Origin of the sequence: Pseudomonas sp. VA159-2 (genome assembly GCF_024126635.1) — a bacterium.
Lineage (GTDB): Bacteria > Pseudomonadota > Gammaproteobacteria > Pseudomonadales > Pseudomonadaceae > Aquipseudomonas > Aquipseudomonas muyukensis.
In genome coordinates this window covers 224,649-249,616 of record NZ_JAMYBV010000006.1, presented here as the reverse complement: position 1 = coordinate 249,616, position 24,968 = coordinate 224,649, and the positions used below count along the sequence as shown (strand labels likewise).

General features: G+C 66.3%; 28 protein-coding genes. 14 read left to right on the top strand and 14 right to left on the bottom strand.

Annotated elements, in window-relative coordinates:
• Positions 1 to 20 precede the first annotated feature (20 nt).
• The 6 genes from NJG22_RS08560 to NJG22_RS08535 all read left to right on the top strand — a co-directional run bounded on the left by NJG22_RS08560 (position 21) and on the right by NJG22_RS08535 (position 6,250).
• Positions 21 to 2,321 carry a fatty acid cis/trans isomerase gene (locus NJG22_RS08560; protein WP_253093672.1) on the top strand — a complete coding sequence of 767 codons (2,301 nt, stop codon included), beginning with the start codon at positions 21 to 23 and terminating at the stop codon, positions 2,319 to 2,321.
• 139 nt (positions 2,322 to 2,460) lie between these two features.
• Positions 2,461 to 3,495: an acyltransferase gene (locus NJG22_RS08555; protein WP_253093648.1), complete on the top strand. Its 1,035-nt coding sequence runs from the start codon at positions 2,461 to 2,463 to the stop codon at positions 3,493 to 3,495.
• 57 nt (positions 3,496 to 3,552) lie between these two features.
• Entirely contained in the window at positions 3,553 to 4,137 is a 585-nt protein-coding gene (nfuA, locus tag NJG22_RS08550) for a Fe-S biogenesis protein NfuA (protein WP_134691968.1), read from the top strand.
• A gap of 128 nt (positions 4,138 to 4,265) precedes the next feature.
• Positions 4,266 to 4,970: a sel1 repeat family protein gene (locus tag NJG22_RS08545; RefSeq protein WP_253093646.1), complete on the top strand. Its 705-nt coding sequence runs from the start codon at positions 4,266 to 4,268 to the stop codon at positions 4,968 to 4,970.
• 188 nt (positions 4,971 to 5,158) lie between these two features.
• The gene (locus tag NJG22_RS08540) at positions 5,159 to 5,767 is read left to right on the top strand and encodes an SCO family protein (protein ID WP_186659663.1); all 609 of its coding nucleotides are present in this window, start codon (positions 5,159 to 5,161) and stop codon (positions 5,765 to 5,767) included.
• Positions 5,768 to 6,250, top strand: coding sequence for a copper chaperone PCu(A)C (locus tag NJG22_RS08535; RefSeq protein WP_253093645.1), 483 nt, complete (start codon positions 5,768 to 5,770; stop codon positions 6,248 to 6,250). It abuts the gene before it with no gap.
• A 59-nt stretch (positions 6,251 to 6,309) separates the two neighbouring features.
• Here NJG22_RS08535 and NJG22_RS08530 read toward each other — a convergent pair whose 3' ends face one another.
• Positions 6,310 to 6,537, bottom strand: a complete 228-nt coding sequence (locus tag NJG22_RS08530; protein ID WP_186659667.1) for a hypothetical protein — start codon at positions 6,535 to 6,537, stop codon at positions 6,310 to 6,312.
• A gap of 60 nt (positions 6,538 to 6,597) precedes the next feature.
• On the bottom strand, positions 6,598 to 7,719 hold the full coding sequence (locus NJG22_RS08525) for an MFS transporter (RefSeq protein WP_253093643.1): 1,122 nt from the start codon (positions 7,717 to 7,719) through the stop codon (positions 6,598 to 6,600).
• Positions 7,720 to 7,823: 104 nt separating this feature from the next.
• Between NJG22_RS08525 and NJG22_RS08520 the strand changes: the two genes are divergently transcribed.
• Positions 7,824 to 8,603 carry a helix-turn-helix transcriptional regulator gene (locus NJG22_RS08520; protein ID WP_253093641.1) on the top strand — a complete coding sequence of 260 codons (780 nt, stop codon included), beginning with the start codon at positions 7,824 to 7,826 and terminating at the stop codon, positions 8,601 to 8,603.
• Here NJG22_RS08520 and NJG22_RS08515 read toward each other — a convergent pair.
• The 5 genes from NJG22_RS08515 to NJG22_RS08495 form a co-directional block, all read right to left on the bottom strand.
• Positions 8,590 to 9,426: an AraC family transcriptional regulator gene (locus NJG22_RS08515; protein WP_253093639.1), complete on the bottom strand. Its 837-nt coding sequence runs from the start codon at positions 9,424 to 9,426 to the stop codon at positions 8,590 to 8,592. The two genes, NJG22_RS08520 and NJG22_RS08515, sit on opposite strands and share 14 nt — an antisense overlap.
• Positions 9,423 to 9,737 carry an AzlD domain-containing protein gene (locus tag NJG22_RS08510; RefSeq protein ID WP_217847419.1) on the bottom strand — a complete coding sequence of 105 codons (315 nt, stop codon included), beginning with the start codon at positions 9,735 to 9,737 and terminating at the stop codon, positions 9,423 to 9,425. The genes NJG22_RS08515 and NJG22_RS08510 overlap by 4 nt, the downstream gene beginning before the upstream one ends.
• Positions 9,734 to 10,432, bottom strand: coding sequence for an AzlC family ABC transporter permease (locus NJG22_RS08505; protein ID WP_253093638.1), 699 nt, complete (start codon positions 10,430 to 10,432; stop codon positions 9,734 to 9,736). The genes NJG22_RS08510 and NJG22_RS08505 overlap by 4 nt, the downstream gene beginning before the upstream one ends.
• Positions 10,433 to 10,689: 257 nt before the next feature.
• Entirely contained in the window at positions 10,690 to 11,976 is a 1,287-nt protein-coding gene (locus tag NJG22_RS08500; RefSeq protein ID WP_253093636.1) for a HAMP domain-containing sensor histidine kinase, read from the bottom strand.
• Positions 11,973 to 12,713: a response regulator gene (locus NJG22_RS08495; protein WP_253093634.1), complete on the bottom strand. Its 741-nt coding sequence runs from the start codon at positions 12,711 to 12,713 to the stop codon at positions 11,973 to 11,975. The genes NJG22_RS08500 and NJG22_RS08495 overlap by 4 nt, the downstream gene beginning before the upstream one ends.
• 220 nt (positions 12,714 to 12,933) lie before the next feature.
• Between NJG22_RS08495 and NJG22_RS08490 the strand changes: the two genes are divergently transcribed.
• From NJG22_RS08490 to icd, 3 genes are all read left to right on the top strand, one after another.
• On the top strand, positions 12,934 to 13,209 hold the full coding sequence (locus NJG22_RS08490) for a DUF2790 domain-containing protein (RefSeq protein WP_253093631.1): 276 nt from the start codon (positions 12,934 to 12,936) through the stop codon (positions 13,207 to 13,209).
• Positions 13,199 to 13,744, top strand: coding sequence for a thioredoxin family protein (locus tag NJG22_RS08485; RefSeq protein WP_253093623.1), 546 nt, complete (start codon positions 13,199 to 13,201; stop codon positions 13,742 to 13,744). Before NJG22_RS08490 ends, NJG22_RS08485 begins: the two co-directional genes overlap by 11 nt.
• Positions 13,745 to 13,835: 91 nt before the next feature.
• Positions 13,836 to 15,092, top strand: coding sequence for an NADP-dependent isocitrate dehydrogenase (icd, locus tag NJG22_RS08480; RefSeq protein WP_253093621.1), 1,257 nt, complete (start codon positions 13,836 to 13,838; stop codon positions 15,090 to 15,092).
• A 146-nt stretch (positions 15,093 to 15,238) separates the two neighbouring features.
• Here the strand turns inward: icd and cspD are convergent, their stop codons facing one another.
• Positions 15,239 to 15,493, bottom strand: coding sequence for a cold shock domain-containing protein CspD (gene cspD, locus NJG22_RS08475; protein WP_290444585.1), 255 nt, complete (start codon positions 15,491 to 15,493; stop codon positions 15,239 to 15,241).
• A gap of 231 nt (positions 15,494 to 15,724) precedes the next feature.
• Between cspD and clpS the strand changes: the two genes are divergently transcribed.
• The gene (clpS, locus tag NJG22_RS08470; protein WP_134691984.1) at positions 15,725 to 16,099 is read left to right on the top strand and encodes an ATP-dependent Clp protease adapter ClpS; all 375 of its coding nucleotides are present in this window, start codon (positions 15,725 to 15,727) and stop codon (positions 16,097 to 16,099) included.
• Positions 16,100 to 16,129: 30 nt separating this feature from the next.
• Positions 16,130 to 18,400: an ATP-dependent Clp protease ATP-binding subunit ClpA gene (gene clpA, locus NJG22_RS08465; protein ID WP_253093619.1), complete on the top strand. Its 2,271-nt coding sequence runs from the start codon at positions 16,130 to 16,132 to the stop codon at positions 18,398 to 18,400.
• A 176-nt stretch (positions 18,401 to 18,576) separates the two neighbouring features.
• Here the strand turns inward: clpA and infA are convergent, their stop codons facing one another.
• The 5 genes from infA to NJG22_RS08440 all read right to left on the bottom strand — a co-directional run bounded on the left by infA (position 18,577) and on the right by NJG22_RS08440 (position 21,352).
• Positions 18,577 to 18,795 (bottom strand): translation initiation factor IF-1, encoded by a 219-nt coding sequence (gene infA, locus NJG22_RS08460; RefSeq protein WP_002553999.1) that lies wholly within the window; start codon positions 18,793 to 18,795, stop codon positions 18,577 to 18,579.
• Positions 18,796 to 18,898: 103 nt separating this feature from the next.
• Positions 18,899 to 19,606 carry an arginyltransferase gene (locus NJG22_RS08455; RefSeq protein ID WP_253093617.1) on the bottom strand — a complete coding sequence of 236 codons (708 nt, stop codon included), beginning with the start codon at positions 19,604 to 19,606 and terminating at the stop codon, positions 18,899 to 18,901.
• A gap of 57 nt (positions 19,607 to 19,663) precedes the next feature.
• Positions 19,664 to 20,344: a leucyl/phenylalanyl-tRNA--protein transferase gene (aat, locus tag NJG22_RS08450; protein ID WP_253093670.1), complete on the bottom strand. Its 681-nt coding sequence runs from the start codon at positions 20,342 to 20,344 to the stop codon at positions 19,664 to 19,666.
• A 76-nt stretch (positions 20,345 to 20,420) separates the two neighbouring features.
• Positions 20,421 to 21,077 (bottom strand): DUF3313 domain-containing protein, encoded by a 657-nt coding sequence (locus NJG22_RS08445; RefSeq protein WP_253093615.1) that lies wholly within the window; start codon positions 21,075 to 21,077, stop codon positions 20,421 to 20,423.
• Positions 21,074 to 21,352: a hypothetical protein gene (locus NJG22_RS08440; RefSeq protein WP_225935492.1), complete on the bottom strand. Its 279-nt coding sequence runs from the start codon at positions 21,350 to 21,352 to the stop codon at positions 21,074 to 21,076. Before NJG22_RS08440 ends, NJG22_RS08445 begins: the two co-directional genes overlap by 4 nt.
• A 122-nt stretch (positions 21,353 to 21,474) precedes the next feature.
• On the opposite strand from NJG22_RS08440, the gene NJG22_RS08435 reads away from it, so the two are divergent.
• Entirely contained in the window at positions 21,475 to 22,224 is a 750-nt protein-coding gene (locus tag NJG22_RS08435) for a response regulator transcription factor (RefSeq protein WP_253093614.1), read from the top strand.
• Positions 22,221 to 23,555, top strand: coding sequence for an ATP-binding protein (locus NJG22_RS08430; RefSeq protein WP_253093613.1), 1,335 nt, complete (start codon positions 22,221 to 22,223; stop codon positions 23,553 to 23,555). The genes NJG22_RS08435 and NJG22_RS08430 overlap by 4 nt, the downstream gene beginning before the upstream one ends.
• Before the next feature lie 4 nt (positions 23,556 to 23,559).
• Here the strand turns inward: NJG22_RS08430 and NJG22_RS08425 are convergent, their stop codons facing one another.
• Positions 23,560 to 24,867 carry a phosphate ABC transporter substrate-binding/OmpA family protein gene (locus NJG22_RS08425; RefSeq protein ID WP_253093612.1) on the bottom strand — a complete coding sequence of 436 codons (1,308 nt, stop codon included), beginning with the start codon at positions 24,865 to 24,867 and terminating at the stop codon, positions 23,560 to 23,562.
• Positions 24,868 to 24,968 lie beyond the last annotated feature (101 nt).

Here is a 24,968-nt window from a genome sequence, read left to right as displayed (position 1 = left end):
ATTACCAGGACTATCGGCACATGCTGTATCGCATACTTGCCAGCGCCTTCGCCTTGCTCATCAGCGGCGTGGCGTTCGCGCAGGCCCCCCAATCGAGCCCGACGATTTCATATACCCGGGACATCCAACCGATCTTCACCGACAAGTGCGTGGCCTGCCACGCCTGCAACGACGCGGCCTGCCAGCTCAACCTGGGCAGCGCCGAGGGCGCCGAGCGCGGCGCCTCGAAGGTGCCGGTCTACCAGGGCGAGCGCAGCCAGGCGGTGCCCACCACGCGGCTGTTCTACGATGCCCGCGACGAAGCCGGCTGGCGCAAGCAGGGCTTCTACTCGGTGCTCGACAAGCAGGGCAGCCAGGCCGCGCTGATGGCGCGCATGCTCGAGCTCGGCCACAAGACGCCGCTCACGCCCAACGCCAAGTTGCCCGAGGACATCGTCCTGGGGCTGACGCGCAACAACATGTGCCCGCTGCCCCACGAGTTCGACGCCTACGCCGGCGCCCATCCCAAGGAGGGCATGCCGCTGGCGGTCACCGGCCTCAGCGACCAGGAGTACCAGACCCTGCAGCGCTGGCTGGCGGCAGGTGCGCCGGTGGAGCGCAACCCGATCCAGCCCAGCGCGGTGGAAACCAAGCAGATCGCCGACTGGGAAGAGCTGCTCAACCGCCCCGGTTCGACCGAGGCGCTGGTCGGCCGCTGGCTGTACGAGCACCTGTTCCTGGCGCACATTCACTTCGTCGGCGGCGAGCCGGGCCACTTCTTCCAGTGGGTGCGCTCGCGCACGCCAAGCGGCCAGACGGTCGACCTGATCGCCACGCGCCGGCCCAACGACCCGCCGGGCACCGATTTCTACTATCGGCTGATCCCGGTGCAGGGCGTGATCGTGCACAAGACCCACATCACCTACCCGATGGGTCCGCAGAAGCTCAAGCGGGTCAAGCAGCTGTTCTACAGCGGCGACTGGCACGCCACTGCGCTGCCGGGCTACGGCCCGCGCCACCGCGCCAACCCGTTCGAGACCTTCGAGGCGATCCCGGCGGTGGCCCGCTACCAGTTCATGCTGGATAACGCCGAATACTTCGTGCGCACCTTCATCCGCGGCCCGGTGTGCCGCGGGCAGATCGCCACCGACGTGATCCGCGACAACTTCTGGGCGCTGTTCCAGGAGCCGGCCCACGACCTGTACATCACCGATGCCCAGTACCGTGGCCAGGCCACGCCGCTGCTGGCCATGCCGGGGCAGATCGACGATGTCGGCAGCGTGCTGAGCCTGTGGCATGCCTACCGCGACAAACGCAACGAATACGAGGCGCTGCGCCGTGAAGCCTACGCCGAGCAACCGGCGCCGAGCTGGTCGAGCCTGTGGGCCGGCAACGACAATGCGCTGCTGAGCATCTTCCGCCACTTCGACAGCGCCTCGGTGACCAAGGGCCTGATCGGTGACGTGCCGCTGACCATGTGGCTGTTCGACTACCCGCTGTTCGAGCGCACCTACTACCAGTTGGCGGTCAACTTCGATGTGTTCGGCAACGTCTCGCACCAGTTGCAGACGCGCCTGTACTTCGACTTGATCCGCAACGGCGCCGAGATCAACTTCCTGCGCCTGATGCCGGCCGACGCCCGCGGCCATATCCTCGGCGACTGGTACCAGAACAGCGGCAAGGTAAAGATGTGGATGGACTACGAGGACATCGATACCAGCACCGCGAGCGCGCTGAAGCTGGACCCGCGCGACCCCAAGCGCGACTTCGGCCTGAAACTGCTGGAACGCACCGGCAGCCTCAACGCCGCGCCCGATCCGATCAACCGCTGCAAGGGCGCCCACTGCTCTCGGGCGCAGATGCCGGTCGAGTTCCGTGACGCCGAGCAGACCCTCAGCCGCTTGGTGTCGCGCCCGGCGGCGGGGCTCAAGGTGATCGGCCAGTTGCCCGAGGCGACCATGCTGCGCATCGAAGGGCAGGGCGGCCAGCGCCAGGTCTACAGCCTGCTGCGCAACCGCGCCCACAGCAACGTGGCGTTCCTGCTGGGCGAGGCCTCGCGCTACCAACCGGGGCTGGACAGCCTGACCCTGTACCCGGGCGTGCTCAGCAGCTACCCGAACTTCATCTTCAACATTCCGGTGGCCGATGTGCCAGAGTTCGTCGAGGACATGGAGGCGGCGCGCGACGACAGCGCCAAGTTCGAGCGCATCGTCATGCGCTGGGGCGTGCGTCGCAGCCATCCGCAGTTCTGGCAGTACTTCCATGACCTGAACCGCTACATCCAGGAAACCGACCCGGTAGAAGCGGGCGTGCTCGACATGAACCGCTACGAGAACCTCTGATCGGCCCGCCGGGAAGGGCACCCGACCTTTCCCGGCATCCTGCGGTCGGAACCGGTGAGCGGTTTCGGTCGAGACGGCCCCGCGATGATCGTGGCCTGATCGCCGATGCCTCAACGCACCGGCAATCGCAGGGTATTTCATGCTGTATTCGCTTCAGGCTCTCCGGGCATTCGCCGCCTGGGTGGTGGTCTGCCACCACTTCATGCAGATCTTCTTCGACTTCCACGCCAGCGGCCCCGTCGGCCAACTGCTCGCCGACCGCGGGGCGGTGGGGGTGGACATCTTCTTTGTCATCAGCGGGCTGGTGATCTACCTGTCGACCCGCGACAAAGCCATCGCCCCCGGGCAGTTCCTGCTCAACCGCGCCCTGCGCATCGTGCCCGCCTACTGGTTCTACACCCTGCTGATGGCGGTGCTGATGCTGATCGCCAACCGCTGGATGCCGCACCAGGTGTTCGAATGGCAGCACCTGCTGCTGTCGCTGCTGTTCATTCCGGCCGAGAACCCGGGCGGCTACGGGCTGTACCCGACCCTCAACGTCGGCTGGACGCTGAACTTCGAGATGTTCTTCTACCTGCTGTTCGGCCTGGCCTTCCTGGTGCGCCAGCGCCACCACCTGCTGCTGGTCACCGCGGCGTTGCTATTGGTCAGCGAGGTGCTGGGGCGCCTGGGCGTGCTCAGCCGCTTCTACAACAACGACATCGTCTACGAGTTCCTGCTCGGCATCGGGCTGGGCGTGCTGTACCGCCGCGGCCTGGTGCGCGAGGGGTTGTGGCTGCCGCTGGGGCTGCTGGTGCTGGCCGCGCTGGCGCTGTACCACCTGGACGCCTCGCTGCGCCTGCTGCACTGGGGCGTGCCCAGCGCCCTGGTGGTGCTGGCGTTCATCGCCCTGGAACCGTATTTCAAGGGCAAGCGCCTGCTCAAGGCACTGGGCGATTGCTCGTATTCGGTGTACCTGGTGCATGTGCTGGTGCTCTACGCCGGGCTGTTCGCCAGCGAACGACTGCGCCTGAACCCGTACCTGGTGTTCGCCCTGTGCGTGCCGTCAATCGGACTAATGTCGTGGCTCAGCTATCACTGGCTGGAACGCGGCCTGTACCAGCGGCTGCAGGCCGTGTTCGCGGCGCGATCGGGCCGGGAACCGGCGCTGGCGCTATCCCGAGTCAAATACTAGGACTTTGTTCAAGGGCCGGGTTGGCGTACACTGCCGGCAAGTCTGTGAGGAACTTCCATGAGCGCTATAACCATTACCGACGCCGCCCATGATTACCTGGCCGATCTGCTCTCCAAGCAGAACACGCCTGGCATCGGCATCCGTATTTTCATCACCCAGCCGGGCACCCAGTACGCCGAGACCTGCATCGCCTACTGCAAGCCGGGCGAAGAGAAACCCGACGATGAGCCGGTGGGCCTGAAAAGCTTCACCGCCTACCTGGACGCCGTCAGCGTGCCGTTCCTCGAGGACGCGCTGGTGGACTACGCCACCGACCGCATGGGCGGCCAGCTGACCATCAAGGCGCCGAACGCCAAGGTGCCGATGGTCAACGAGGACAGCCCGATCAACGAGCGGATCAACTACTACCTGCAGACCGAGATCAACCCGGGCCTGGCCAGCCACGGCGGCGCCGTGAGCCTGGTGGACGTGGTCGACGACGGTATTGCCGTGCTGCAGTTCGGCGGTGGTTGCCAAGGGTGCGGCCAGGCCGACGTCACGCTCAAGGAAGGCATCGAGCGCACCCTGCTCGAGCGCATTCCCGAGCTCAAGGGCGTGCGTGACGTGACCGACCACAGCAACAAGGAAAACGCCTACTACTAGGTTGTGTGCTTTACATCGCGGGGCAAGCCCGCTCCCACGCCTGGATGCAGCTGCTGTCCAGGCGTGGGAGCGGGCTTGCCCCGCGGTGCGTTGAGTTACTCTCATTGGACTGAACAAGGACGCTCGGTATGCACCGTTGCTGTGTCGCGCTGTTTACCCTGATGCTCTCGAGCCACGTCCTGGGGGCCTACCAGCCCCCAGGCAACAGCGAGGCCGACTACCGCCAGGCGGTGGCCAGTCTCGACGCGCTCGAGCCACAGCTGATGCGGATGATCCAGCAGGTGGCCGAAGGCATCGCCGCCCAGGACCTGGAGCCCCGCCTGAGCCAATTGCGCGGTGAATGGCGCCCGGCGCTGCAACAGTTGCAGCGCGCGGTCGCTGCAGGGCATGCCGTGGCCCAGTATCGAATGGCGCTCTACCGCTTCGCCTATCAGCCGGATGCGCCTGTGCTCGACGACCCTGGCCAATGCACGCTGTTGGTCAAGAGCCTGGAGCAAGGCTTCGCCCCAGCCGCTTTGCGTATCGCCAACCAATGCATCGGCTATGTCGATGGGCCTGCCTACGGGCCGGCGCTGAGCCAGGCGCTTGACGATTTTTCCCAGTTCTCTGGCTACTATCCGCAGCCGGCGGTGACCCTGGAGTGCGTCAAGCAGGACCCGAAAGACCTCCAGTTGCAATGGGGCGATGCGCCGTCCTACCAGGCCGAGCTCTACCGCCTGCTCGGCTTTGCCGCGAATCGCCGCAGCCCGCTGCGTGGTGAGTTCTGGCAGAAGGCCGTCGACATCAACGGCTGCCCGGCGATCGCCAGGCGCATGCACAGGTTGCAGCACTGAATCGGCACGTAGCAATAAACTGTTACCAATTCAACCCCTGCGACAACAGGTCGCGCCCCGTATTCAAAGGGCTGCAGGCCGATCAGCCGTGTCGCGGGTAGATGGGGTGGGGGTGGCGTGACAGAATGCCCCGGTTTTCTGGCCGGCCCATCCCAGGGGTCGGCACCTTCCCTGTAAAGGATGGTTCCATGAATGATCTGTTGACCCGGCGCGCGGTTGTCGCCGGGATGGGCGTACTGGGGCTCGGCCTGCTGGCGGGCTGCAGCCCGGCTCGGGGCCTGGACTTCAAGTACGGCAAGAACATGAGCAACGAGATCCTCGGGCGCAAGTTCAAGCTCAAGGATACGCAAGGCAACGAGCGGACCCTATCGAGCTTCTATGGCTCGATGCCGATGATCTTCTTCGGTTTCACCCAGTGCCCGGCTGTCTGCCCGACCGCCATGGCGCGCGTGGCGCAGATCCGCAAGATCCTCCGTGGCCGCGACCGCGACCTGTTCCAGCCGGTGTTCATCACCCTGGACCCGGAGCGCGACACCCCTGAGGTGCTCGACGCCTACGTCAAGGCCTTCGACCCGTCGATCGTCGCCCTGACCGGCACGCCCGAGGAAATCGACGCGGTGGCCCGGGAGTTCAAGGTGTTCTACGAAAAGGTCCCGGCCGGCGACACCTACACCATCTCTCACTCGTCCACCAGCTACGTCTACGATACGCGTAGCACCCTGCGCCTGAGCCTGGGCCATTCCCTGAACGCCAAGGAATGCGCCGAAGACCTGGTCACCCTGATGGAGATCTGCTGAATGTCGATGCAACCGATCAAACGCGGCCTGGCCGCCCTGGCCCTGCTGGGCCTGGCCTTGCCAGCCCTGGCCCAGACCACCGTGAGCGACGCCTGGGTGCGCGCCAGCGTGGCGCAGCAGCAGGCCACCGGCGCCTTCATGACCCTGACCGCCAGCAGCGACAGCAAGCTGGTGGGCGTGGCTTCGCCCGTGGCCAAGACCGTGCAGGTGCACGAGATGACCATGCACGGCGACGTGATGGGCATGCGTGAGGTGAAGGCGGTCGAGCTGCCGGCGGGCAAGCCGGTGATCCTGGACCCGAACGGCTACCACGTGATGCTGATGGGCCTGAAACAGCAGGTGAAGGAAGGCGAGCAGGTGCCGCTGACCTTGACCATCGAAGATGCCAAGGGCGTGAAAGAAACCCTGCAGGTGCAGGCACCGGTTCGCGCGCTCAACGCCGAGGCTGGCGGCGGGCATGACCATGGGCACATGAATCACTGAGCGTGGATCGGGGGCGCGCTGCGCCCCGTTCGTGGCACGAGGGCTGCAAATCAGCCCTGTCAGCTACGGAACCTGGGCAGCGGCCGTTCGATGTTCAGCGAGGTCAGGGTCTTGCGCACCTGGGCGTCCTCGGCCTCCAGGGCCTTGAGGCTGGCGCGGATCTTGCCCGCAGCGGGTATGTCGCCCTGGCGGTCGATCCAGTCGGCGATTTCCTTGCAGGCGCTGCTCAGGCAGGCCTGGCGCTGGTTCATCAGGGTGATCAGGGTGGTGATCTCTCGTTCGGACATGGCGGGTTCCTCCGTTCAGCCCCTTGAGTGTAGCAGTGGCACGCGCGATTGCCTGGGCACTCAGGCGCGGTAGCCGGCGGCCAGGGCGCAGGCCAGCAACGCGCAAGCCAGCAGCGTCGCCGCCAGTGCCTGGGTGGCCCCCACCAGCATCAGCCCTGCGCCGATCTGCAGATAGTAGAACAGCCCGAACAGCGCCCCGGCACTGCCGCGGCAATCGCCGTAATCGACCAGTGCCGAGCTGAGCACCAGTGGGATGGCCATGGCGAAGGCGACCATCACCAGCAGCATGGCCGCCACTGACCACAGGCTGTCGGCCAACCCCAGCATCATCACCGCCGCCAGCAGGTCGAGCAGGCAGGCCAGGCGCAGCAGGCGGGCAACCACGAGCCCGCGCCGCAACAGCCAGCCATTGAGTCGCGCGCCCAGCAATGCGCCGCCGGCCAGGGCCACGCCGGAATAACCCATCCAGGCGCTGGCGCCGAGCCGCTCGAACATGAAGGGTGCCAGGTTGTACCAACTGAACACGCTGACGTTGAACACCGCCACCAGGGCGCTGGCCCGCTGGATGCGGCGGTCGCTGAGCAGGCGCCAGAGCAGTTGGCCGATGGCGGGCGCCTGGCGCGGACCGCTGTGGGTCTCCGGCAGGCAGCGCCAGGCCCAGGCCAGCAAGGTCGCGGCCATCAGTAACTGTCCGGCCAGCACCCCCTGGTAGCCAAGGGCGCGCTCCAGCCAGGCGCCGCTGAGCAGGCCCAGGGCAGGGCTGAGGGCCAGGCAGGCACCGATCAGGGTAAAGACCCGGGCCAGCTCCTCGCCCTGATGGCGATCGCGCAATACGGTCTGGGTCACCACCGAGCCCACCGCCGCCGCGAAAGCCGCCACCACCCGGGTGCCCAGCAACTGGCTGAAGTCGCGCGCCAGCAGCGCGGCCAGGGCCGCGACGCTGTACAGCAGCAGCCCGGCCAGCATGCTCGGGCGCCGCCCCCAGCGGTCGCACAGGCGCCCCCAGGCCAGCACCCCGGCGGCGAACGCAATGAAGTAGAGCGACAGGGTCAGCGAGGCCTGGGCGGCGGTCACGCCAAAGTGCTCGGCCAGCGAGACCAGGGCCGGGCTGTACAGGGTTTCGGCGACCTGCGGGAACATCAGCAGGGCACTGGCCAGGGCCAGCCAGGAACGGGAAAGCATGCTGTCGACACCTTGGGCGGGAAGGGGCGGCCATGGTAGATGCGTGGGCGGCTGGGCTATTATCGCAAGTTGAACAATTTACCGTCGAAAACGGACAACCCTGCATGGCCTGGCTGGACCCCGACTCATCGTTCGATCCCGATGCCTTCGGCTCCCCGGTGCTGGGTATCTGCTCGGCCCTGGGCGCGCACGACTCCGGGTGTCATCGGCATGACCGTGGCCAGTTGCTGTTCACCCGCCAGGGCTGCGTGCGTATCGACACGCCCGGGCGCCTGTGCCTGTTGCCACCGACCCAGGCGGCGTGGATCCCGGCGGGGCTCGAACACCGCGCGCGGATGCGCGAGACCGTGGATTATCGTTCGCTGTATTTCACCGCGGCGCTGTGCGAGGGCCTGCCGACCCAGGTCACGGTCCTCAGTGTCAACCCGTTGTTGCGCGAGCTGGTCGAGCGCATCGCCCTGGCGCCGTTCGCCACGGTTTGGGACCAGGGCGCCGCCGCGCACCTGTTGGCGCTGTGCCTGAGCGAGCTGCAGCAGGCGCCGCGCCAGCCGATGTTCCTGCCACTGCCGGGGGATCGGCGTTTGGCGCGGCTGGTGGAGCATCTCGACCGCTTGCCGCCAGCCTTGGGCGAGTTGGCGGGCCAGGTGGGCGCCAGCGAAAAAACCATCAGCCGCCTGATAAGGCGCGACACCGGCCTGTCCTATCAGCAGTGGCGGCAACAGTGGCGCCTGTTGCGCGCGGTGGAGCAGTTGGCGCTGCAGCGCCCGCTCGGGGCGATTGCCGATGAGCTGGGTTTTGCCACCGACAGCGCCTTCATCGCCTTCTTCCGTGGCCTGACCGGGCTGACTCCAGGCGCCTGGAGCCGCGCAACTAGCCCAGGTTGAGGCAGGCCTGGCGATAGGCGCCGGGGGGCACCCCATAGGCCTGCTTGAACTGCCGGCTCAGGTGGCTCTGGTCGGCGAAGCCGAGCAGGAAGGCGACCTCCAGGGCCGGCTGGCCGCTTTTGAGCAGCTCCCGTGCCCGCGCCAGGCGCCGCTGTTTGAGCCAGGCGTGGGGTGGCAAGCCGGTGGCCTGGCGGAACACCCGGGCGAAGTGGAAAGGCGACAGGTTCACGGCCGTGGCCAGGGTTTCCAGCGACGGTGGGTCGGCCAGCTGGCTTTCCAGCAACTCGCGGGCGCGGGTCACGGCCAGTGGCTCGTTGCCGGGCGCGACGGGTTCGGCGCAGTGGCCATGGCGCTGCACCAGCGCCAGTACCGCCTGGCGCCAGGCAGTCTGTTGCTCCAGGGCGCTGGCGGCGGTCTCGGACAGTCGGTGCAGGTGGCTGAAGGCGGCGGCCAGGGCCGGGTCCTGGATCACGCTGTCCTTGAAGCGGGGCAGGCCATGGCGGCCCAGTTCCAGTTCGTCGAGTACCCCGGTGACCCGCGCGTGCTCGGGGTAGAAACCACGGTAGCGCCATCCTGTCTCATGGGCGGTGGCGCCGGTGTGCAGTTCGTCGGGGTTGATCAGCACCATGCTGCCCACCGGCGCCAGGTGCTCGCTGCCGCGGTGCCAGAAACGCTGGGCGCCGGACTCGATCACCGTGAACACATAGCCTTCGTGCACATGCGGGGCGAAGCGCTGCTGAAGGTAACGGGCGTGCAGCATCTCGACATCGCCCAGGGCCGGCGCCTGCCACAGGTGGGTTTGTTCGCGCAGGGGCGTGCTCATGCCAGCCAGCTGCGCAGGAGGAAGAAGATCAACATGCTCGCCAGCATGCTCAGCAACACGCTGCGGGTCAACAGCACCAGGGTGATGGCCACCAGCGAACCGAGCAGGTAGGGGTTGAACGGGCTCAGGTCGAGCTGATGCTCGGGCAGGAAGATGATCGGCCCGCAGATCGCGGTGAGCATGCCCGGCACGGCGAAGCCGAGGAATTGCCGCGCGTTGGAGCTCAGGCGCAGCGGCAAGCGCGGCTCGAGAAAGGCGTAGCGGTTGAGGAACACCACCGCGCCCATGGCGAAGATCAGCAACCAGATCATCCACGGCCTCCGGAGAATTTCTGGCAGATGAAGCCGGCGGCCATGCCCAGCAGGCCGGCGGCGACCAAGGCGGTTTCCCAGTGCCAGTAGCTGAACAGCACCGAGCAGAACAATGACACCGCCACGCACACCAGGGTCGGCAGGTTGCGCACCAGCGGCGCGATCAGCGCGACGAAGGTGGCGACGATGGAGAAGTCCAGGCCCAGCTGGTCCAGGTGCGGGATGTTCTGGCCCAGGACGATGCCGGCCAGGGTGAACAGGTTCCACGCCACGTAGAAGGTCAAGCCGACACCCAGGGCGTACCAGCGGTTGAACTGCTGCTGGTCATGGTGACTGGTCAAGGCGAAGAATTCGTCGGTGAGCAAAAAGCCCAGGCCCAGCCGCCAGCGGGTGGGCAGGCCCGACAGCACGGGGCGCATCGACAGCCCGTAGAGCAGGTGCTGCGAGGTCAGCAGCAAGGTGGTGAGGAGGATCGAGAACAGGTTGGCGCCGCCCTTGAGCATGCCGATCGCTACCAGTTGCGCGGCGCCGGCGAAGACGATGGCCGACAGCCCCTGGCCTTGCCAGGCGCTGAGGTTGGCTTCGATGGCCATGGAACCGGCCAGCAAGCCCCAGGGCGCGACGGCCAGGGACAAGGGCAGGATGGCGATGGCGCCATGGAGAAAGGCTTGGCGGGCGAGGGGCGGGCTGGACATGAAGGCGGCAACGATCGACAGGGCAGGCCAGCATGCCAGACAGGTCAGAGGCTGGCTTGAACGATCTTGCTTTGTTGGCCCCTCGCCTCAGGCCTTGCGCAATCCCTGTAGGAGCGGCCTCGCGTCGCGAAAGGGCTGCGCAGCAGCCCCCGGGTTTCAGCATTGAAGCAAGAATCGCTGGGGCCGCTACGCGCCCCTTTCGCGACACAAGGCCGCTCCTACAGGAGAGTGTCTGATCAGAGGTCGCAGCTGTGGATTCAGCGCAGCTCGACCTGCGCGCACAACCCGCCTTCGGCACGGTTGCGCAGGGTCAGGTTGCCACCCATGGCCTGGGTCAGCTGCTGGGCGATGGCCAGGCCCAGCCCGGTGCCGCCGGTGCTGCGGTTACGCGAGCCCTCGACCCGGTAGAACGGCTTGAGCACGTCGTCCAGTTCGGCCTCGGGGATGCCGGGGCCGTCGTCGAGCACGCGGATCAGCGTCACGCCCTCCTCGCGGCCCACCTCCAACTGCGCGGCACCGGCGAACTTCAGCGCATTGTCCACCAGGTTCACCAGCACCCGGCGCAGGGCGTGGGGGCGGGTGTGCAGGGTGACCTGGGCGCTGCCCTGGCGCTGCACCTGGGCGCCGCTGTCCTGGTAGTCGAACACCAGGCTGTCGAGGAAGGCGTCGAGGTTGACCTTGCACGGCGCCTCGGTGCTGCTGTCCATGCTGCGGGCATAGGCCACGCCTTCGCGCACCAGGTGCTCCATGGCTCCGAGGTCGTGCCAGAGCTTTTCCTTTTCCAGCCCGTCGTCCATCTGCTCGACGCGCAGCTTCATGCGCGTGATCGGTGTTTGCAGGTCGTGGGAGATCGCCGCCAGCAGTTGCATGCGCTCCTTGAGGTAGGCGGCGATGCGTGCCTGCAGGGCATTGAACGCCACGGCGGCGTAGCGCACCTCGCGCGGGCCGCGTTCGTCGAGCTGCGGGCCGGGACGGTTCGGGTCGAGGTTGTCCACCGCCTGGGCCAAGCGGGTCAACGGTCTAATGGCCAGGCGCACGGCGAGCCAGGTGCAGGCCAGCAATACCGCCAGCTGGATCAGCAGTACCACCGGCAGCCAGCTGGCTACCGGCACCGCAGCCGGGGTGACGTCGATGGTCAGCGGCGCGCCGTCGGCCAGGCGCAAGTGGGCCTGGAAGTGCGCCGCGGGCCCGGGGATTTCCTGGAAGGTCAGGCGGTAGCGGTCGCCGATGGCCTTGACGATGGAGTCGGCGGCCATGGGCGGGTCGTCGCTGGGCATCGCCTCGCCGGACAGACCGTCGTCCAGGCGGTAGCGGTAGGTGCGCCGTTCAAGGCGCGGTAACCAGGCCGGACGCTCGGCGGCGGGCAGGCGGTCGAGAATGGCCACCGAAGTGGACACGTCCAGCTCCAGGTTGCTGAGCATCATCGAGCGGCTGCTGACGTAACGCTCGTAGGCCTGCAGGCTAAACGACAGGCCGTAGGCCAGTACCAGCCCGGTGAAGAAGATCAGCGCCAGGCGCGAGGCCAGGGTGCGAGGCCATTTCATGCCGGCGCCTCCAGCAGCTGCACCGCCAGCGAGAACACATAGCCTTCGCTGCGCACGGTCTTGATGCAGGTGGGCTCGCGGGCGTCGTCGCCCAGGCGCTGGCGCAGGCGGCTGACCAGCAGGTCGATGGAGCGGTCGAAGATGTCCGCCTCGCGGCCCTGGGTGAGGTTGAGCAGTTGCTCGCGGCTGAGCACCCGCTGCGGATGGTCGAGGAACACCCGCAGCAGGCGGTACTCGGCGCCCGACAGCGCCACCAGGGTGCCTTCGCTGTCGAGCAGGTGGCGCGAGGTGGTGTCCAGGCGCCAGGGGCCGAAGGCGATCAACCGGCTGCTTTCGCTGATGGTCAGGTTGGGCGGCAGCATGCGCGTGCGGCGCAGCACGGCGTTGATCCGTGCCAGCAGCTCGCGGGCCGAGAATGGTTTGGTCAGGTAGTCGTCGGCGCCCATCTCCAGACCGATGATACGGTCGGTCTCGTCGTTGCGCGCGGTGAGCATCAGCACCGGCGTGTTGCGGTGCTTGCCGGCGCGCAGTTCGCGACACAGCAGCAGGCCGTCGTCGCCGGGCATCATGATGTCGAGCACGATCAGGTCGACCGCGTTGTTCTCCAGGAAGGCGCGCATCTGCCGGCCGTCGGCGACGATGCTCGTGCGCAGGCCGTTCTTCTTCAGGTAGTTGCCGACCAGTTCGCGGATTTCGCGGTCGTCGTCGACGACCAGGATGTGATCGACATGCTCCATCGGGGGTGTCCTTGTAGGTGAAGGTTGGGCGCAGTGTACCGAGCGAGCCGGGGCTTGCCTGCCTCGGTTTGTATTGCAGTGTATCTGCCGCTGGTACAGATACAGCAAGACGCACGGCAGGGCCCGAGCGGACACAAGCGCGATACCTGGCGAGGGTGAAATGGCTCTCGACCGGGGAGCACGGCCTCCCCACACCCAGCCCCGTACCAGGAGACATGCCATGACCCTCAAGACCCTCGCCAGCGCCGCCCTGTTCGCCGCCCTTGGCTTCGGCGCCCTCACTGCCCAGGCCAGCAGCGCTTCGCTCAACCAGGCCAGCGTGATGCAGTACCGCTACGGCGACCAGCTGGACGTGAAGAAAGTACTCTCGGTCAAGGACGAGCAGCGCGATACCTGCGGCGTGGTCAACACCCGCATGGATTACCTCGATTCCCAGGGCAAGGTGCAGAGCGTCGAGTACCGCACCTATGCCACCAGTGGCTGCCATGACAACTGAGGCGCGCGGCCAGCGCCGCCTGCTCAAGGCCGGAGGCGTGGCCCTGGCCCTGGTCGGGTTGGGGCTGGCCGGCCATCTGCTGGCCCGCGACAGCTACGGCCCCATGCCGTCGCTGGCCGGTGCCCGGCAGTGGCTAAACTCGCCGCCGTTGCAGGCTCAGGCACTCAAGGGCAAGGTGCTGCTGGTGGACTTCTGGACCTACGACTGCGTCAACTGCCGGCGCAGCCTGGTGCACGTCAACGACTGGGCCCGGCGCTACGGCGACCAGGGCCTGCTGGTGATCGGCGTGCATACCCCGGAGTACGCCTACGAGCATGATATCGACAGCCTGCGCGCGCAGGTTCGCCAGCTGGGCATCGACTACCCGGTGGCGGTGGACAACGACTACCGGATCTGGAACGCCTGGGGCAACCAGTTCTGGCCGGCGCATTACTTCGTCGACCGCCAGGGCCAGGTGCGCCACGTGCATTTCGGCGAGGGCGACTATGCCGGCCAGGAACAGGTGATCCGCGCACTGCTGGACGAGCGTGGCTGAGGCGATCGCCTTGCAGGTCGGCGGATGTGGTTTAGGCTCATTGCATCGCACGTTTTCCAATCACACCAGCGAAACAGCGGAGTAGTGCAGCATGGGATACCAGAAAATCAAGGTTCCGGCCGACGGCAGCAAGATCACCGTCAATGCAGACCATTCGCTCAATGTGCCCGACAACCCCATCATTCCCTACATCGAGGGCGACGGCATCGGCGTGGATGTCTCGCCGGTGATGATCAAGGTGGTCGACGCCGCCGTGGCCAAGGCCTATGGCGGCAAGCGCAAGATCGCCTGGATGGAGGTGTACGCCGGCGAGAAGGCCACCCAGGTGTACGACCAGGACACCTGGCTGCCCCAGGAAACCCTGGACGCAGTGAAAGACTACGTGGTGTCGATCAAGGGGCCGCTGACCACCCCGGTCGGCGGTGGCATCCGTTCGCTCAACGTGGCCCTGCGCCAGCAGCTCGACCTGTACGTGTGCCTGCGCCCGGTGGTGTGGTTCCAGGGCGTGCCCAGCCCGGTCAAGAAACCGGGCGATGTCGACATGGTGATCTTCCGCGAGAACTCCGAGGACATCTATGCCGGGATCGAGTGGAAGGCCGGCTCGCCCGAGGCGAACAAGGTGATCAAGTTCCTCAAGGAGGAAATGGGCGTCACCAAGATCCGCTTCGACCAGGACTGCGGCATCGGCGTCAAGCCGGTGTCGAAGGAGGGCACCAAGCGCCTGGTGCGCAAAGCCCTGCAGTACGTGGTGGACAACGACCGCAAGTCGCTGACCCTGGTGCACAAGGGCAACATCATGAAGTTCACCGAAGGCGCGTTCAAGGACTGGGGCTATGAAGTGGCCCGCGACGAATTCGGCGCCGAACTGCTCGATGGCGGCCCGTGGATGAAGTTCAAGAACCCCAGGACTGGCTGCGAGGTGATCGTCAAGGATGCCATCGCCGACGCCATGCTCCAGCAGATCCTGCTGCGCCCGGCCGAATACGACGTGATCGCCACCCTCAACCTCAACGGTGACTACCTGTCCGACGCCCTGGCGGCGGAGGTAGGCGGCATCGGCATCGCCCCGGGCGCCAACCTCTCCGACACGGTGGCGATGTTCGAGGCCACCCACGGGACCGCGCCCAAGTACGCCGGCAAGGACCAGGTCAATCCGGGCTCGGTGATTCTTTCAGCTGAAATGATGCTGCGGCACATGGGCTGGACCGAGGCGGCCGACCTGATCATCAAGGGGACCAATGGCGCGATTGCGGCCAAGACCGTGACCTACGACTTCGAGCGCCTGATGGATGGCGCGACCTTGGTGGGCAGCTCGGGCTTTGGCGAGGCCTTGATCAAGCATATGTAGGTTTCTGGGCTGGGGGCATCAGGGGGTCGCCGCAAGGCTGCCACCTGGCCCTTGGCAGGTATGACGCGACGAGCCTAAAAAAACCGGTCGCCTCCTTAATTAAAGAAGCGACCGGTTTTTACGTTTACCGGCAGATGCAGCAGGGATCAGGCTTGGACGGTATTGCCTGGGCTCGTCGCGCCGGCCGGGGCGCTGACAGTCGCGCTTTTTATCTCGGTCGCATGCAGCCCCTTGGGTCCCTGGATGATCTCGAAATTTACGGCTTGCCCGGCCTTCAGCGTCTTGTAACCGTCCATCTGAATCGCCGAATAATGGGCGAACAGGTCATCGGTCTTACCGTCTTCGTTGATGAATCCGTAGCCCTTGGCATTGTTGAACCACTTGACTTTACCGCTTGCCATCCCTATGTCCCTCTGCAAAGGACTCCATCACTGGAGTATCATCCACTTCATCCGCATACGCACCATGCGAGAAAATCTGGTTGACTGCGCGGATCTTTATCGACCACGGTGGGTTCTTATTGGTTGTAACACCGTTTTGCCGATAGTCAAGGTCAGGCGGCGCCCGCGCCCAGCATGGCCTGCGCGGTCAACCCACAACCTTAACCTGTCGATCATGATGAAATTCTTTCCATGCATGTACTCAGTAAGATTCGACTAACATTCAATCAGGATCGCCCCCAGTCGCATGAAGACGGGCATGAGGACGACGGCGCGGGTCTCGCGGTTCAGGAGGCCAAGCCGATCCTGCAGGCGCCACCGATGTACAAGGTGGTTTTGTTCAACGATGACTACACGCCAATGGATTTCGTCGTCGAAGTGCTCGAGACGTTCTTCAATCTGAACCGCGAGCTGGCGACCAAGATCATGCTGACCGTCCATACCGAAGGGCGGGCAGTGTGCGGATTGTTTACCCGTGACATCGCCGAAACAAAGGCCATGCAGGTCAACCAATACGCCAGGGAAAGCCAGCATCCGCTACTCTGTGAAATCGAGAAGGACGGTTAATCGCCGACCACTTGGGTATGAGGTGAAGCTATGTTAAACCGCGAGCTCGAAGTCACCCTCAATCTGGCCTTCAAGGAGGCCCGTTCGAAGCGTCATGAGTTCATGACCGTCGAACACCTGTTGCTGGCACTCCTTGACAACGAGGCTGCTGCGACCGTTCTGCGCGCCTGTGGCGCCAATCTCGACAAGCTCAAGCACGACCTGCAAGAGTTCATCGATTCGACCACGCCGCTGATCCCCGTGCATGACGAGGACCGTGAGACCCAGCCGACCCTGGGCTTCCAGCGTGTGCTGCAGCGTGCCGTGTTCCACGTGCAAAGCTCCGGCAAGCGCGAAGTGACCGGCGCCAACGTGCTGGTGGCGATCTTCAGCGAACAGGAAAGCCAGGCCGTGTTCCTGCTCAAGCAGCAGAGCGTGGCGCGCATCGACGTGGTCAACTACATCGCCCACGGCATCAGCAAGGTGCCGGGCCATGGACCGAACACCGACAGCGACCAGGACATGCAGGACGAGGAGGGCGGCGAGGCGTCGTCTTCCAGCAATCCGCTGGACGCCTACGCCAGCAACCTCAACGAACTGGCCCGCGCCGGGCGTATCGACCCGCTGGTGGGCCGCGAGCAGGAGGTCGAGCGCGTTGCCCAGATCCTTGCCCGCCGTCGCAAGAACAACCCGCTGCTGGTGGGTGAGGCCGGGGTCGGCAAGACCGCCATCGCCGAAGGCCTGGCCAAGCGCATCGTCGACGGCCAGGTGCCCGACCTGCTGGCCCAGAGCGTGGTCTACTCGCTGGACCTCGGCGCGCTGCTGGCCGGTACCAAGTACCGCGGCGACTTCGAGAAGCGCTTCAAGGCGCTGCTCGGCGAGCTGCGCAAGCGCCCGCAGGCGATCCTGTTCATCGACGAGATCCACACCATCATCGGTGCCGGTGCCGCCTCCGGTGGCGTGATGGACGCCTCCAACCTGCTCAAGCCGCTGCTGTCGTCCGGCGACATTCGTTGCATCGGCTCGACCACCTTCCAGGAATTTCGCGGCATTTTCGAGAAGGATCGCGCCCTGGCGCGGCGCTTCCAGAAGGTCGACGTCACCGAGCCTTCGGTGGAGGACACCGTGGGTATCCTGCGTGGGCTGAAGGGCCGTTTCGAGAGCCACCACAACATCGAGTACAGCGACGAAGCCCTGCGCGCCGCCGCCGAACTGGCCTCGCGCTACATCAATGACCGGCACATGCCGGACAAGGCCATCGATGTGATCGACGAAGCCGGCGCCTACCAGCGCCTGCAACCGGAAGCCAGCCGGGTCAAGCGCATCGACGTGCCGCAGGTGGAGGACATCGTCGCCAAGATCGCGCGGATTCCGCCCAAGCATGTCACCAGTTCCGACAAGGAGCTGCTGCGCAACCTCGAGCGTGACCTGAAACTGACCGTGTTCGGCCAGGACCCGGCCATCGACTCGCTGGCCACCGCGATCAAGCTGTCCCGTGCCGGGCTCAAGGCGCCGGACAAGCCGGTCGGCTCGTTCCTGTTCGCCGGCCCTACCGGTGTCGGCAAGACCGAAGCCGCGCGCCAGCTGGCCAAGGCGCTGGGGGTGGAACTGGTGCGCTTCGACATGTCCGAGTACATGGAGCGGCACACCGTGTCGCGCCTGATCGGTGCGCCGCCGGGCTATGTCGGCTTTGACCAGGGTGGCCTGCTGACCGAAGCGATCACCAAGCAACCGCATTGCGTGCTGCTGCTCGACGAAATCGAGAAGGCCCACCCGGAGGTCTTCAACCTGCTGCTGCAGGTGATGGACCACGGGACCCTGACCGACAACAACGGGCGCAAGGCGGACTTCCGCAACGTGATCCTGATCATGACCACCAACGCCGGCGCCGAAACCGCCGCGCGGGCCTCGATCGGCTTCACCCACCAGGACCACTCGTCCGACGCCATGGAAGTCATCCGCAAGAGCTTCACGCCGGAGTTCCGCAACCGCCTGGATACCATCATCCAGTTCGGCCGCCTGTCCCACGAGACGATCAAGAGCATCGTCGACAAGTTCCTCATCGAACTGCAGGCGCAGCTGGAAGACAAGCGCGTGTTGCTGGAAGTCAGCGATGCCGCCCGCGGCTGGCTGGCGGCCTCGGGTTACGATGTGCAGATGGGCGCGCGGCCAATGGCGCGGCTGATCCAGGACAAGATCAAGCGGCCACTGGCCGAGGAGATCCTGTTCGGCGAGCTGGCCGAGCATGGCGGCGTGGTGCACATCGACTTGCGCGATGGCGAACTGGTGTTCGACTACGAGACCACGGCAGAGGTTGCGTAAGCCAGGGCTCCCACGGCCTGCCCAGGGCCGTAGGAGCCAGCCTTGCTGGCGAACCAGGCAACGCGGTGCTTGACACCTGTGCCGTGTTCGCCGGCAAGGCCGGCTCCTGCACGACGAACCTATCCCGCGCGCACAAAAAAGCCCGGCACATGGCCGGGCTTTTTCATGGCTTGAGCTTAGCGCGCACGGTAGGTGATGCGGCCCTTGCTCAGGTCGTAGGGCGTCAGTTCGACGCGGACCTTGTCGCCAGTGAGAATACGGATGTAGTTCTTGCGCATCTTGCCGGAGATGTGCGCGGTAACGACGTGCCCGTTTTCCAACTCCACGCGGAACATGGTGTTGGGCAGGGTGTCGACGACAGTGCCTTCCATTTCGAAGCTGTCTTCTTTCGACATGCAGTAAAGCCCTCGGTGTCCAGTGATGGCCCGACGCACGACTGCACCGGGCAAAAAAAGTGGCGTGGATTATGCCCGAAAATTGTGTTTCAAGCCAATGCTTTCAATTGAGGGTGACCCAGCGCTGGTTGATCAGCAGCTCGATCGGGCGATACTGGGTCTTGTAGTTCATCTTCTTGCAGTTCTTGATCCAGTAGCCCAGGTACACCGCCTCGAGGTTCTGGCGCAGCGCCTCGGTGATCTGCCAGAGAATGGCGTAGCGCCCCAGGCTGCGGCGCTCCTCCTCGGGCTCATAGAAGGTGTATACCGCCGACAGGCCGTTGGGCAGCAAGTCGCACACTGCCACCGCCAGCAGCCGGTCCGCCAGGCGGAACTCGTAGAACCAGCAGAACGGCAGGTCGCGCACCAGGAACGTGGAGAACTGGTCGCGGCTGGGCGGGTACATGTCGCCATCGGCGTGGCGTTGCTCGATGTAGCGCCGGTACAGGTCGAAGTACTCTTCCTTGAACACCGGGCGCACGGCGTTGACGCTCAGGTCGGCGTTGCGCTTGAGGATGCGGCGCTGCTGGCGGTTGGGGATGAAGCGCGCGGCGGGAATGCGCGCTGGCACGCAGGCGTTGCAGTTCTGGCAATGCGGGCGGTACAGGTGGTCGCCGCTGCGGCGAAAGCCCATTTCCGACAGGTCGGCATACACGTGCACGTCCATCGGCTGGCTCGGGTCGAGAAACAGCGTGGTCGCCTGCTCGTCCGGCAGGTAGCTGCAGGAGTGGGGTTGAGTGGCATAGAACTTCAACCGCGCCAGCTCTGTCATGATCAACCCCTTCGGTGAGACGTTGTCTCTAAGTGTAAGCCAGCTCCGGGAACTCGCCTAGGCGACCCAGCTGGCGCCGTTGGGTTGGTCCAGGTAGCACGCCAGGTGCTCGGCGAAACTGGCCCGGCTGATGGCGCGGGCGCCCAGGCTGTGCAGGTGGTTGGTCGGCATCTGGCAGTCGATGAGCACGAAGCCGGCCTGGCGCAGGTGCTGCACCAGGGTCACGAAGCCGACCTTGGAGGCGTTGTCGGCCCGGCTGAACATCGATTCGCCGAAGAACAGCCGGCCCATGGCCAGGCCATACAGGCCGCCGACCAGCTCGCCGTCCTGGCGTACCTCCACCGAATGGGCGATGCCGCGCTGGTGCAGCTCGCAGTAGGCGGCGCGCATGTTGTCGGTGATCCAGGTGCCGTCGGCATAGTCGCGGGGCGCGGCGCAGGCGGCGATCACCGCTGCGAAGTCGCGGTCGAAACTCACCTGGTAGCGGCCCTGGCGCATCAGCTTGGCCAGCGAGCGGGACACATGCAGCTCGTCTGGAAACAGCACGGTGCGTGGGTCTGGCGACCACCAGAGGATCGGCTGGCCATCCTGGTACCAGGGGAAGCAGCCATGCCGATAGGCCGCGACCAGGCGCTCGGGGGTCAGGTCGCCGCCCGCGGCGAGCAGGCCATTGGGGTCGTGCAGGGCCTTTTCCAGGGGCGGGAAGGTCAGCGAGTCGCGGGTCAGCCAGGTAAGCATGATGGTCTTGGGCAGCAGGCAGCAGGGGGCGCCCAGCATGGCGCGCCGGCCGGGCAGGGTCAACTGTTCGCCGGCCCTAGCGGTAATCGGCGGCGTAGGCCAGGCGCACGTCGCTGGCCCAGCCATCGAGCACCGCCTTGAGGTGCTCGACGGTCATTACCTGGCGGTCGTTGTCCAGTGGCACGCCGGTGCCGGTGAACATCGCCTCGGCGATGACCCGGCCGCTGGTGCCGGACTCGAAGACCAGTTCGGTGGCGATCTGGCTGTCGCGGTCGCGAATGCCTGCCGCGCTGCTAACCCCGGCCGCGACCAGGGTCACCGGCAGCCACTCGTAGAATCGCAGGCCCTGGGTGTCGGCGCTGACCCGGGTGATGGCCGGTCGTATCACCAGCGTGTTCGGGCCGGGTCGCTCGACCAGGGTCATGACCTTGCCCAGCTCGGCGCTCAGCACCTGGTCGTAGTAGCGGCTGATGTGTTCGAGGGTGGCCTGGGGAATCCGCGGCGTTGGCGCAGGCGCGGGGTAGAACCGGCTGGGCGCCAGGTACACCTCGATGTAGCGCCCGCGCGGCCAGCGCGGGTCGACCCAGCTCAGCACTTCGCGCCCGGAAGGGGCCTGGTGCGCGTTCAGGCGGCTGTAGTCGGGCAGAAAACCCGCCTGCGGCGTGCGGTTGCTGCAGGCCACCAGGGCCAGGCCGGCGCTCAGGGCCAGCGCCAGGGTACCCAGGCGCCTCATCCTTGCACGCCCTCACGGGCGCCAGCGGTGCCTTGCGGGCATTCGATGCGCAAGCTGCCTTGGGCCATCAGCCAGTGCACCAGCTCGCGGGTGCTCACCGTATGCAGGTACTCGACCCATTCGCCGCTGTCCGGGCCATAGTGCTCGAAGTAGCGACGCAGGGTGACCTGCTGCTGGTCTTCGGTAAGCTCCAGGCTCACTTGCTGGATGACCAAGGGGGCATCGTCGGCGCGTGCCGTGGCGCGTTGGCTGAGGATCAGGGGCGTGCTGTGCAAGGGGAACCCTCCTGGGAGTGAAAGGCCCACAGGGTGGCGACGCCGCGTTGCCGGGTGATGTCTGCTTGATGTCGGTGTCGACGCAATGTTGCGCGGTTGAAATAAATGACCTGGGCCAGGCAATGGCGCTAGATTGGCTTTTTTCACCGTGGACCCGAGTGACCGTGAGCCGACTGCTGATCGTCGACGACGATGTGGAAATCCTCGCCTTGCTGAAGAAGTTCTTCGTCCAGCATGGCTATGACGTGGACCTGGCCGCCGAAGGGCAGGCGATGTGGGCGGCGATTGCCGAGCAACGTCCCGATACCCTGATCCTCGACCTGATGCTACCGGGCGAGGGCGGCTTGAGCCTGTGCCAGAAGGTGCGCGCGCAAACCGGCATTCCGATCATCATGCTCACCGCCATGGCCGAGCTCAGCGACCGCATCGTCGGCCTGGAACTGGGCGCCGACGACTACCTGACCAAGCCGTTCGACCCTCGTGAATTGCTGGCGCGGGTACGCGCCCTGCAACGGCGGGCCGGTGAGCCCAGCGCTCCGCTGGAAGCGGCCCGGCCGCTGATTGGCTTCGCCGGCTGGCAGCTGGACATCACCTGCCGCGAGCTGCGCTCGCCCGAGCGGGTGATGATCCCCTTGTCCGGTGCCGAGTTCGACCTGCTGGTGGTGTTCCTCGAGCATCCCCAGCGCATCCTCACCCGCGAGCAACTGATCGACCTGACCCGTGGCCATGGGCATGACGCGTACGACCGCAGCATCGACGTGCAGGTCAGCCGCCTGCGGCGCAAGATCGAGCCGGACAGCAAGCGCCCGGAGCTGATCCGCACCGTGCGCAATGGCGGTTACCTGTTCACCGCCAAGGTCATTCGCCCGTGATCCGCCGCTGGCTGTGGCGCGACACCCTGAGGTGGCGTATCGCCCTGACGATCTTCGCCGCCTTGCTCGCCTCGCTGGCGCTCAACGCGCTGTTCGTCCAGCTCGCCGGCAACTGGGCGCGGCCACCCATCGAGCGCACCGGGCTGCTCGAGCAGATGGCCGTGACCACCCGCCTGATCGAGGCGGCGCCGACGCCCTTGCGCGAGCGACTGGCCGAGGCGGCCAGCTCGCCGGCGTTGCAGGTGACCTGGCAGGCACAGCGGGCCGGGTTCGCGCTGCCCGGCGCCGGGGCCCAGCTCGACCCGGGCAAGGAGCCGGTATTGCGGGCGTTGTCCGGCACGACCCGGCACATGGAAGTGTTCAACCCCGACAACTGGCCACCCGGCAGCCCCGCTGCGCACTACATGGCCTTGTTGCAACTGGGCGACGGCAGCTGGCTGGCGTTCGTGCCGCCCGAGCGCAGCTGGGGCCTGAGCCTGCAGGCGCGGCTCGCGGTGATCCTTGGCCTCGGGCTGCTGGCCACCTTGCTGGTGGCTTGGCTCGCCACGCGCCAGCTGGCCGACCCCTTGCAACGCTTCGCCAGCGCCGTGCGGCGTTTCGGTGGCGACCTGCAGGCACCGCCCATCGCCATCGAAGGCCCGGAGGAAATCCGCCAGGCGATCATCGCCTTCAACATCATGCAGGCGCAGATCCAGCACTTCATTCGCGAGCGCACCCACATGCTCGCAGCCATCTCCCACGACTTGCGCGCGCCGCTGACCCGCCTGCGCCTGCGCAGCGAGTTCATGGAGGACCAGGAACTGCAGGCCAAGCTGGTGCGCGATGTCGAGGAAATGCAGAGCATGATCAACGCCGCCCTGGCGTTCTTTCGCGAGGGCACGCAACTGGAGCAGCGCACGGCGTACGACCTGTCGGAGCTGCTGCAGACCCTCGTCGACGATTACCGCGACCAGGGGGTTGCCGTGGGCTTCAGCGGCCCGCCGCACCTGGTCCACGATGGCCGCCCGCTGGCGACCAAGCGGGTGATCGTCAACTTGCTGGAAAACGCCGTGAAATATGCCCGGGCCCCACGGATCGCGTTGTACCGTGACGAGCATCGCCTGGTCATCGAAGTCAGCGACGAAGGCCCGGGCATTCCCGAGGAGGCGCTGCAACGGGTGTTCGATCCCTTCTTCCGCCTCGAAGGCTCGCGCAACCGCGACACCGGTGGGGTAGGGCTGGGCCTGTCGGCGGCGCGGGCAAGCGTGCGCGAGCAGGGCGGCGAGCTGACCTTGCGCAACCGGGCCGAGGGCGGGTTGCTGGCGCGGGTCGAATTGCCCGAGGGGCGTTGAGCGCTCAGTACACCCAGACCTCGACCCGGCGGTTGCGCTGGCGCCCTTGCTCCAGGTCGTTGCCAGCCACCGGCAGCTCGTCGCCCATGCCGGCCACGGTCCTGACCTGCACCCCTTCGCGGGCCAGTTCGCGGCGCACGGCCATGGCCCGCAGGCGTGACAGCAGGGCGGCGCGGCCCGGGGTGTCCTTGGGGTCGCCGAAGCCCACCAGCACTACCTTGTTGTGTAGCTTGCCGGCCTGGCGCAGGTAGTCGCCGACCCGCTGCACATCGCGCAGGGCCTTGTTGTCGAGGCCGGCGCTACCCTCCTGGAAGCGGAAGTTCACGCTCAGGCGCTGGGCCTCGCTGGCCAGGGCGCGGTAGCGCGGTGGCATGTCGGCCTGGCTGGGCACCGGCAGGGCCTTGATCTGCTGCGCGACGAAGCCTTGCTCGGCGACGATGGCCTGGCCCGCCGGGCTCTGGGCGAATTCGGCCAGGGCGCGGGCCTGGGGCTTGGCATTGGCTGGCAGGTAGAAGAACAGCCGGCGCGACAGCGGGTAGTCCTCGCTGGCCACCAGCGCGCGGCTAGGCGCCAGGGCCGGGGCGTCGCCTGCGGCCACCGCCAGCACCTTGGCCCCGTGCACCGTGGCCAGGCTGCTGAAACCGATGGCCTGGCGGTCGGCCTTGACCTGCGCGGCCAGCGCATCGGCAGATTCGAAGCGGCGGGCCTGTTCGGACAGGCAGTGCCGCTCGGGGTCGAGCACCAGCGCCTTGAAGGTTTCGAAAGTGCCGGAGCGCTCGTCGCGGGCGTACAGGTGGATGGCGCCGCCGGCCACGCCCAGTTGCTCCCAGCGCTGGAGTTGGCCGGCAAACACCAGGGCCAGTTGCGCAGTGGTCAACTGCGCCAGCGGGTTGTCCGGGTGCACGATCACCGCCACGCCGTCCAGGCCGATCACTTGCTCGGCGTTGGCGCTGCGCAGGTTGCCCAGGGCCTCAAGCTGCAGCGCTTCGCGGTCGCTGATGGGGCGCGAGGCGGCGGCCAGGTCGGCATCGCCCTTGGCCAGGGCGATAAAGCCGGTGCTTGAGCCATGGGCAGCGATGTCGATGCGCAGTGGCTGGCCGTTGCGATCGTGGGCACGGATCTGGGTTTCGTTGGCCAGGGCGCCGGGCAGGGTTTCGATGGCGCTGGCCCCTTGGGCCTGGAGCAGGCCACGGACCAGCGCCGGGGCGAGGGCGGCGCCGATGGTGTTGGACCCCTGCAGGCGCAACTGTGCAGGCTCGGCGCAGGCCAGGGCTGGCAGCAGGCACAGCAGGAAGGGAAGCAGGCGGGGCATGCCGGTGACCTTTGCCACAGAGTTGCGCTGCAGATTACGACAGTTGCGTGACGCTGGCGTGACAACGGGTGCAGCTGGGCGCCTGATACGTTGCGCGGCGG

Bases quoted from the DNA above. Each gene is read 5' to 3' on its own strand.
- icd (WP_253093621.1), top strand. From the start codon at position 13,836: ATGGGATACCAGAAAATCAAGGTTCCGGCCGACGGCAGCAAGATCACC.
- clpA (WP_253093619.1), top strand. From the start codon at position 16,130: ATGTTAAACCGCGAGCTCGAAGTCACCCTCAATCTGGCCTTCAAGGAG.
- NJG22_RS08540 (WP_186659663.1), top strand. From the start codon at position 5,159: ATGAATGATCTGTTGACCCGGCGCGCGGTTGTCGCCGGGATGGGCGTA.
- NJG22_RS08520 (WP_253093641.1), top strand. From the start codon at position 7,824: ATGGCCTGGCTGGACCCCGACTCATCGTTCGATCCCGATGCCTTCGGC.
- NJG22_RS08495 (WP_253093634.1), bottom strand. From the start codon at position 12,713: ATGGAGCATGTCGATCACATCCTGGTCGTCGACGACGACCGCGAAATC.
- cspD (WP_290444585.1), bottom strand. From the start codon at position 15,493: ATGGCAAGCGGTAAAGTCAAGTGGTTCAACAATGCCAAGGGCTACGGA.
- NJG22_RS08500 (WP_253093636.1), bottom strand. From the start codon at position 11,976: ATGAAATGGCCTCGCACCCTGGCCTCGCGCCTGGCGCTGATCTTCTTC.
- NJG22_RS08545 (WP_253093646.1), top strand. From the start codon at position 4,266: ATGCACCGTTGCTGTGTCGCGCTGTTTACCCTGATGCTCTCGAGCCAC.
- clpS (WP_134691984.1), top strand. From the start codon at position 15,725: ATGCATGTACTCAGTAAGATTCGACTAACATTCAATCAGGATCGCCCC.
- nfuA (WP_134691968.1), top strand. From the start codon at position 3,553: ATGAGCGCTATAACCATTACCGACGCCGCCCATGATTACCTGGCCGAT.
- NJG22_RS08455 (WP_253093617.1), bottom strand. From the start codon at position 19,606: ATGACAGAGCTGGCGCGGTTGAAGTTCTATGCCACTCAACCCCACTCC.
- NJG22_RS08505 (WP_253093638.1), bottom strand. From the start codon at position 10,432: ATGTCCAGCCCGCCCCTCGCCCGCCAAGCCTTTCTCCATGGCGCCATC.
- NJG22_RS08560 (WP_253093672.1), top strand. From the start codon at position 21: ATGCTGTATCGCATACTTGCCAGCGCCTTCGCCTTGCTCATCAGCGGC.
- NJG22_RS08515 (WP_253093639.1), bottom strand. From the start codon at position 9,426: ATGAGCACGCCCCTGCGCGAACAAACCCACCTGTGGCAGGCGCCGGCC.
- NJG22_RS08425 (WP_253093612.1), bottom strand. From the start codon at position 24,867: ATGCCCCGCCTGCTTCCCTTCCTGCTGTGCCTGCTGCCAGCCCTGGCC.
- NJG22_RS08535 (WP_253093645.1), top strand. From the start codon at position 5,768: ATGTCGATGCAACCGATCAAACGCGGCCTGGCCGCCCTGGCCCTGCTG.
- NJG22_RS08490 (WP_253093631.1), top strand. From the start codon at position 12,934: ATGACCCTCAAGACCCTCGCCAGCGCCGCCCTGTTCGCCGCCCTTGGC.
- NJG22_RS08445 (WP_253093615.1), bottom strand. From the start codon at position 21,077: ATGAGGCGCCTGGGTACCCTGGCGCTGGCCCTGAGCGCCGGCCTGGCC.
- NJG22_RS08485 (WP_253093623.1), top strand. From the start codon at position 13,199: ATGACAACTGAGGCGCGCGGCCAGCGCCGCCTGCTCAAGGCCGGAGGC.
- NJG22_RS08510 (WP_217847419.1), bottom strand. From the start codon at position 9,737: ATGATCTGGTTGCTGATCTTCGCCATGGGCGCGGTGGTGTTCCTCAAC.
- infA (WP_002553999.1), bottom strand. From the start codon at position 18,795: ATGTCGAAAGAAGACAGCTTCGAAATGGAAGGCACTGTCGTCGACACC.
- aat (WP_253093670.1), bottom strand. From the start codon at position 20,344: ATGCTTACCTGGCTGACCCGCGACTCGCTGACCTTCCCGCCCCTGGAA.
- NJG22_RS08555 (WP_253093648.1), top strand. From the start codon at position 2,461: ATGCTGTATTCGCTTCAGGCTCTCCGGGCATTCGCCGCCTGGGTGGTG.
- NJG22_RS08525 (WP_253093643.1), bottom strand. From the start codon at position 7,719: ATGCTTTCCCGTTCCTGGCTGGCCCTGGCCAGTGCCCTGCTGATGTTC.
- NJG22_RS08530 (WP_186659667.1), bottom strand. From the start codon at position 6,537: ATGTCCGAACGAGAGATCACCACCCTGATCACCCTGATGAACCAGCGC.
- NJG22_RS08435 (WP_253093614.1), top strand. From the start codon at position 21,475: ATGGCGCTAGATTGGCTTTTTTCACCGTGGACCCGAGTGACCGTGAGC.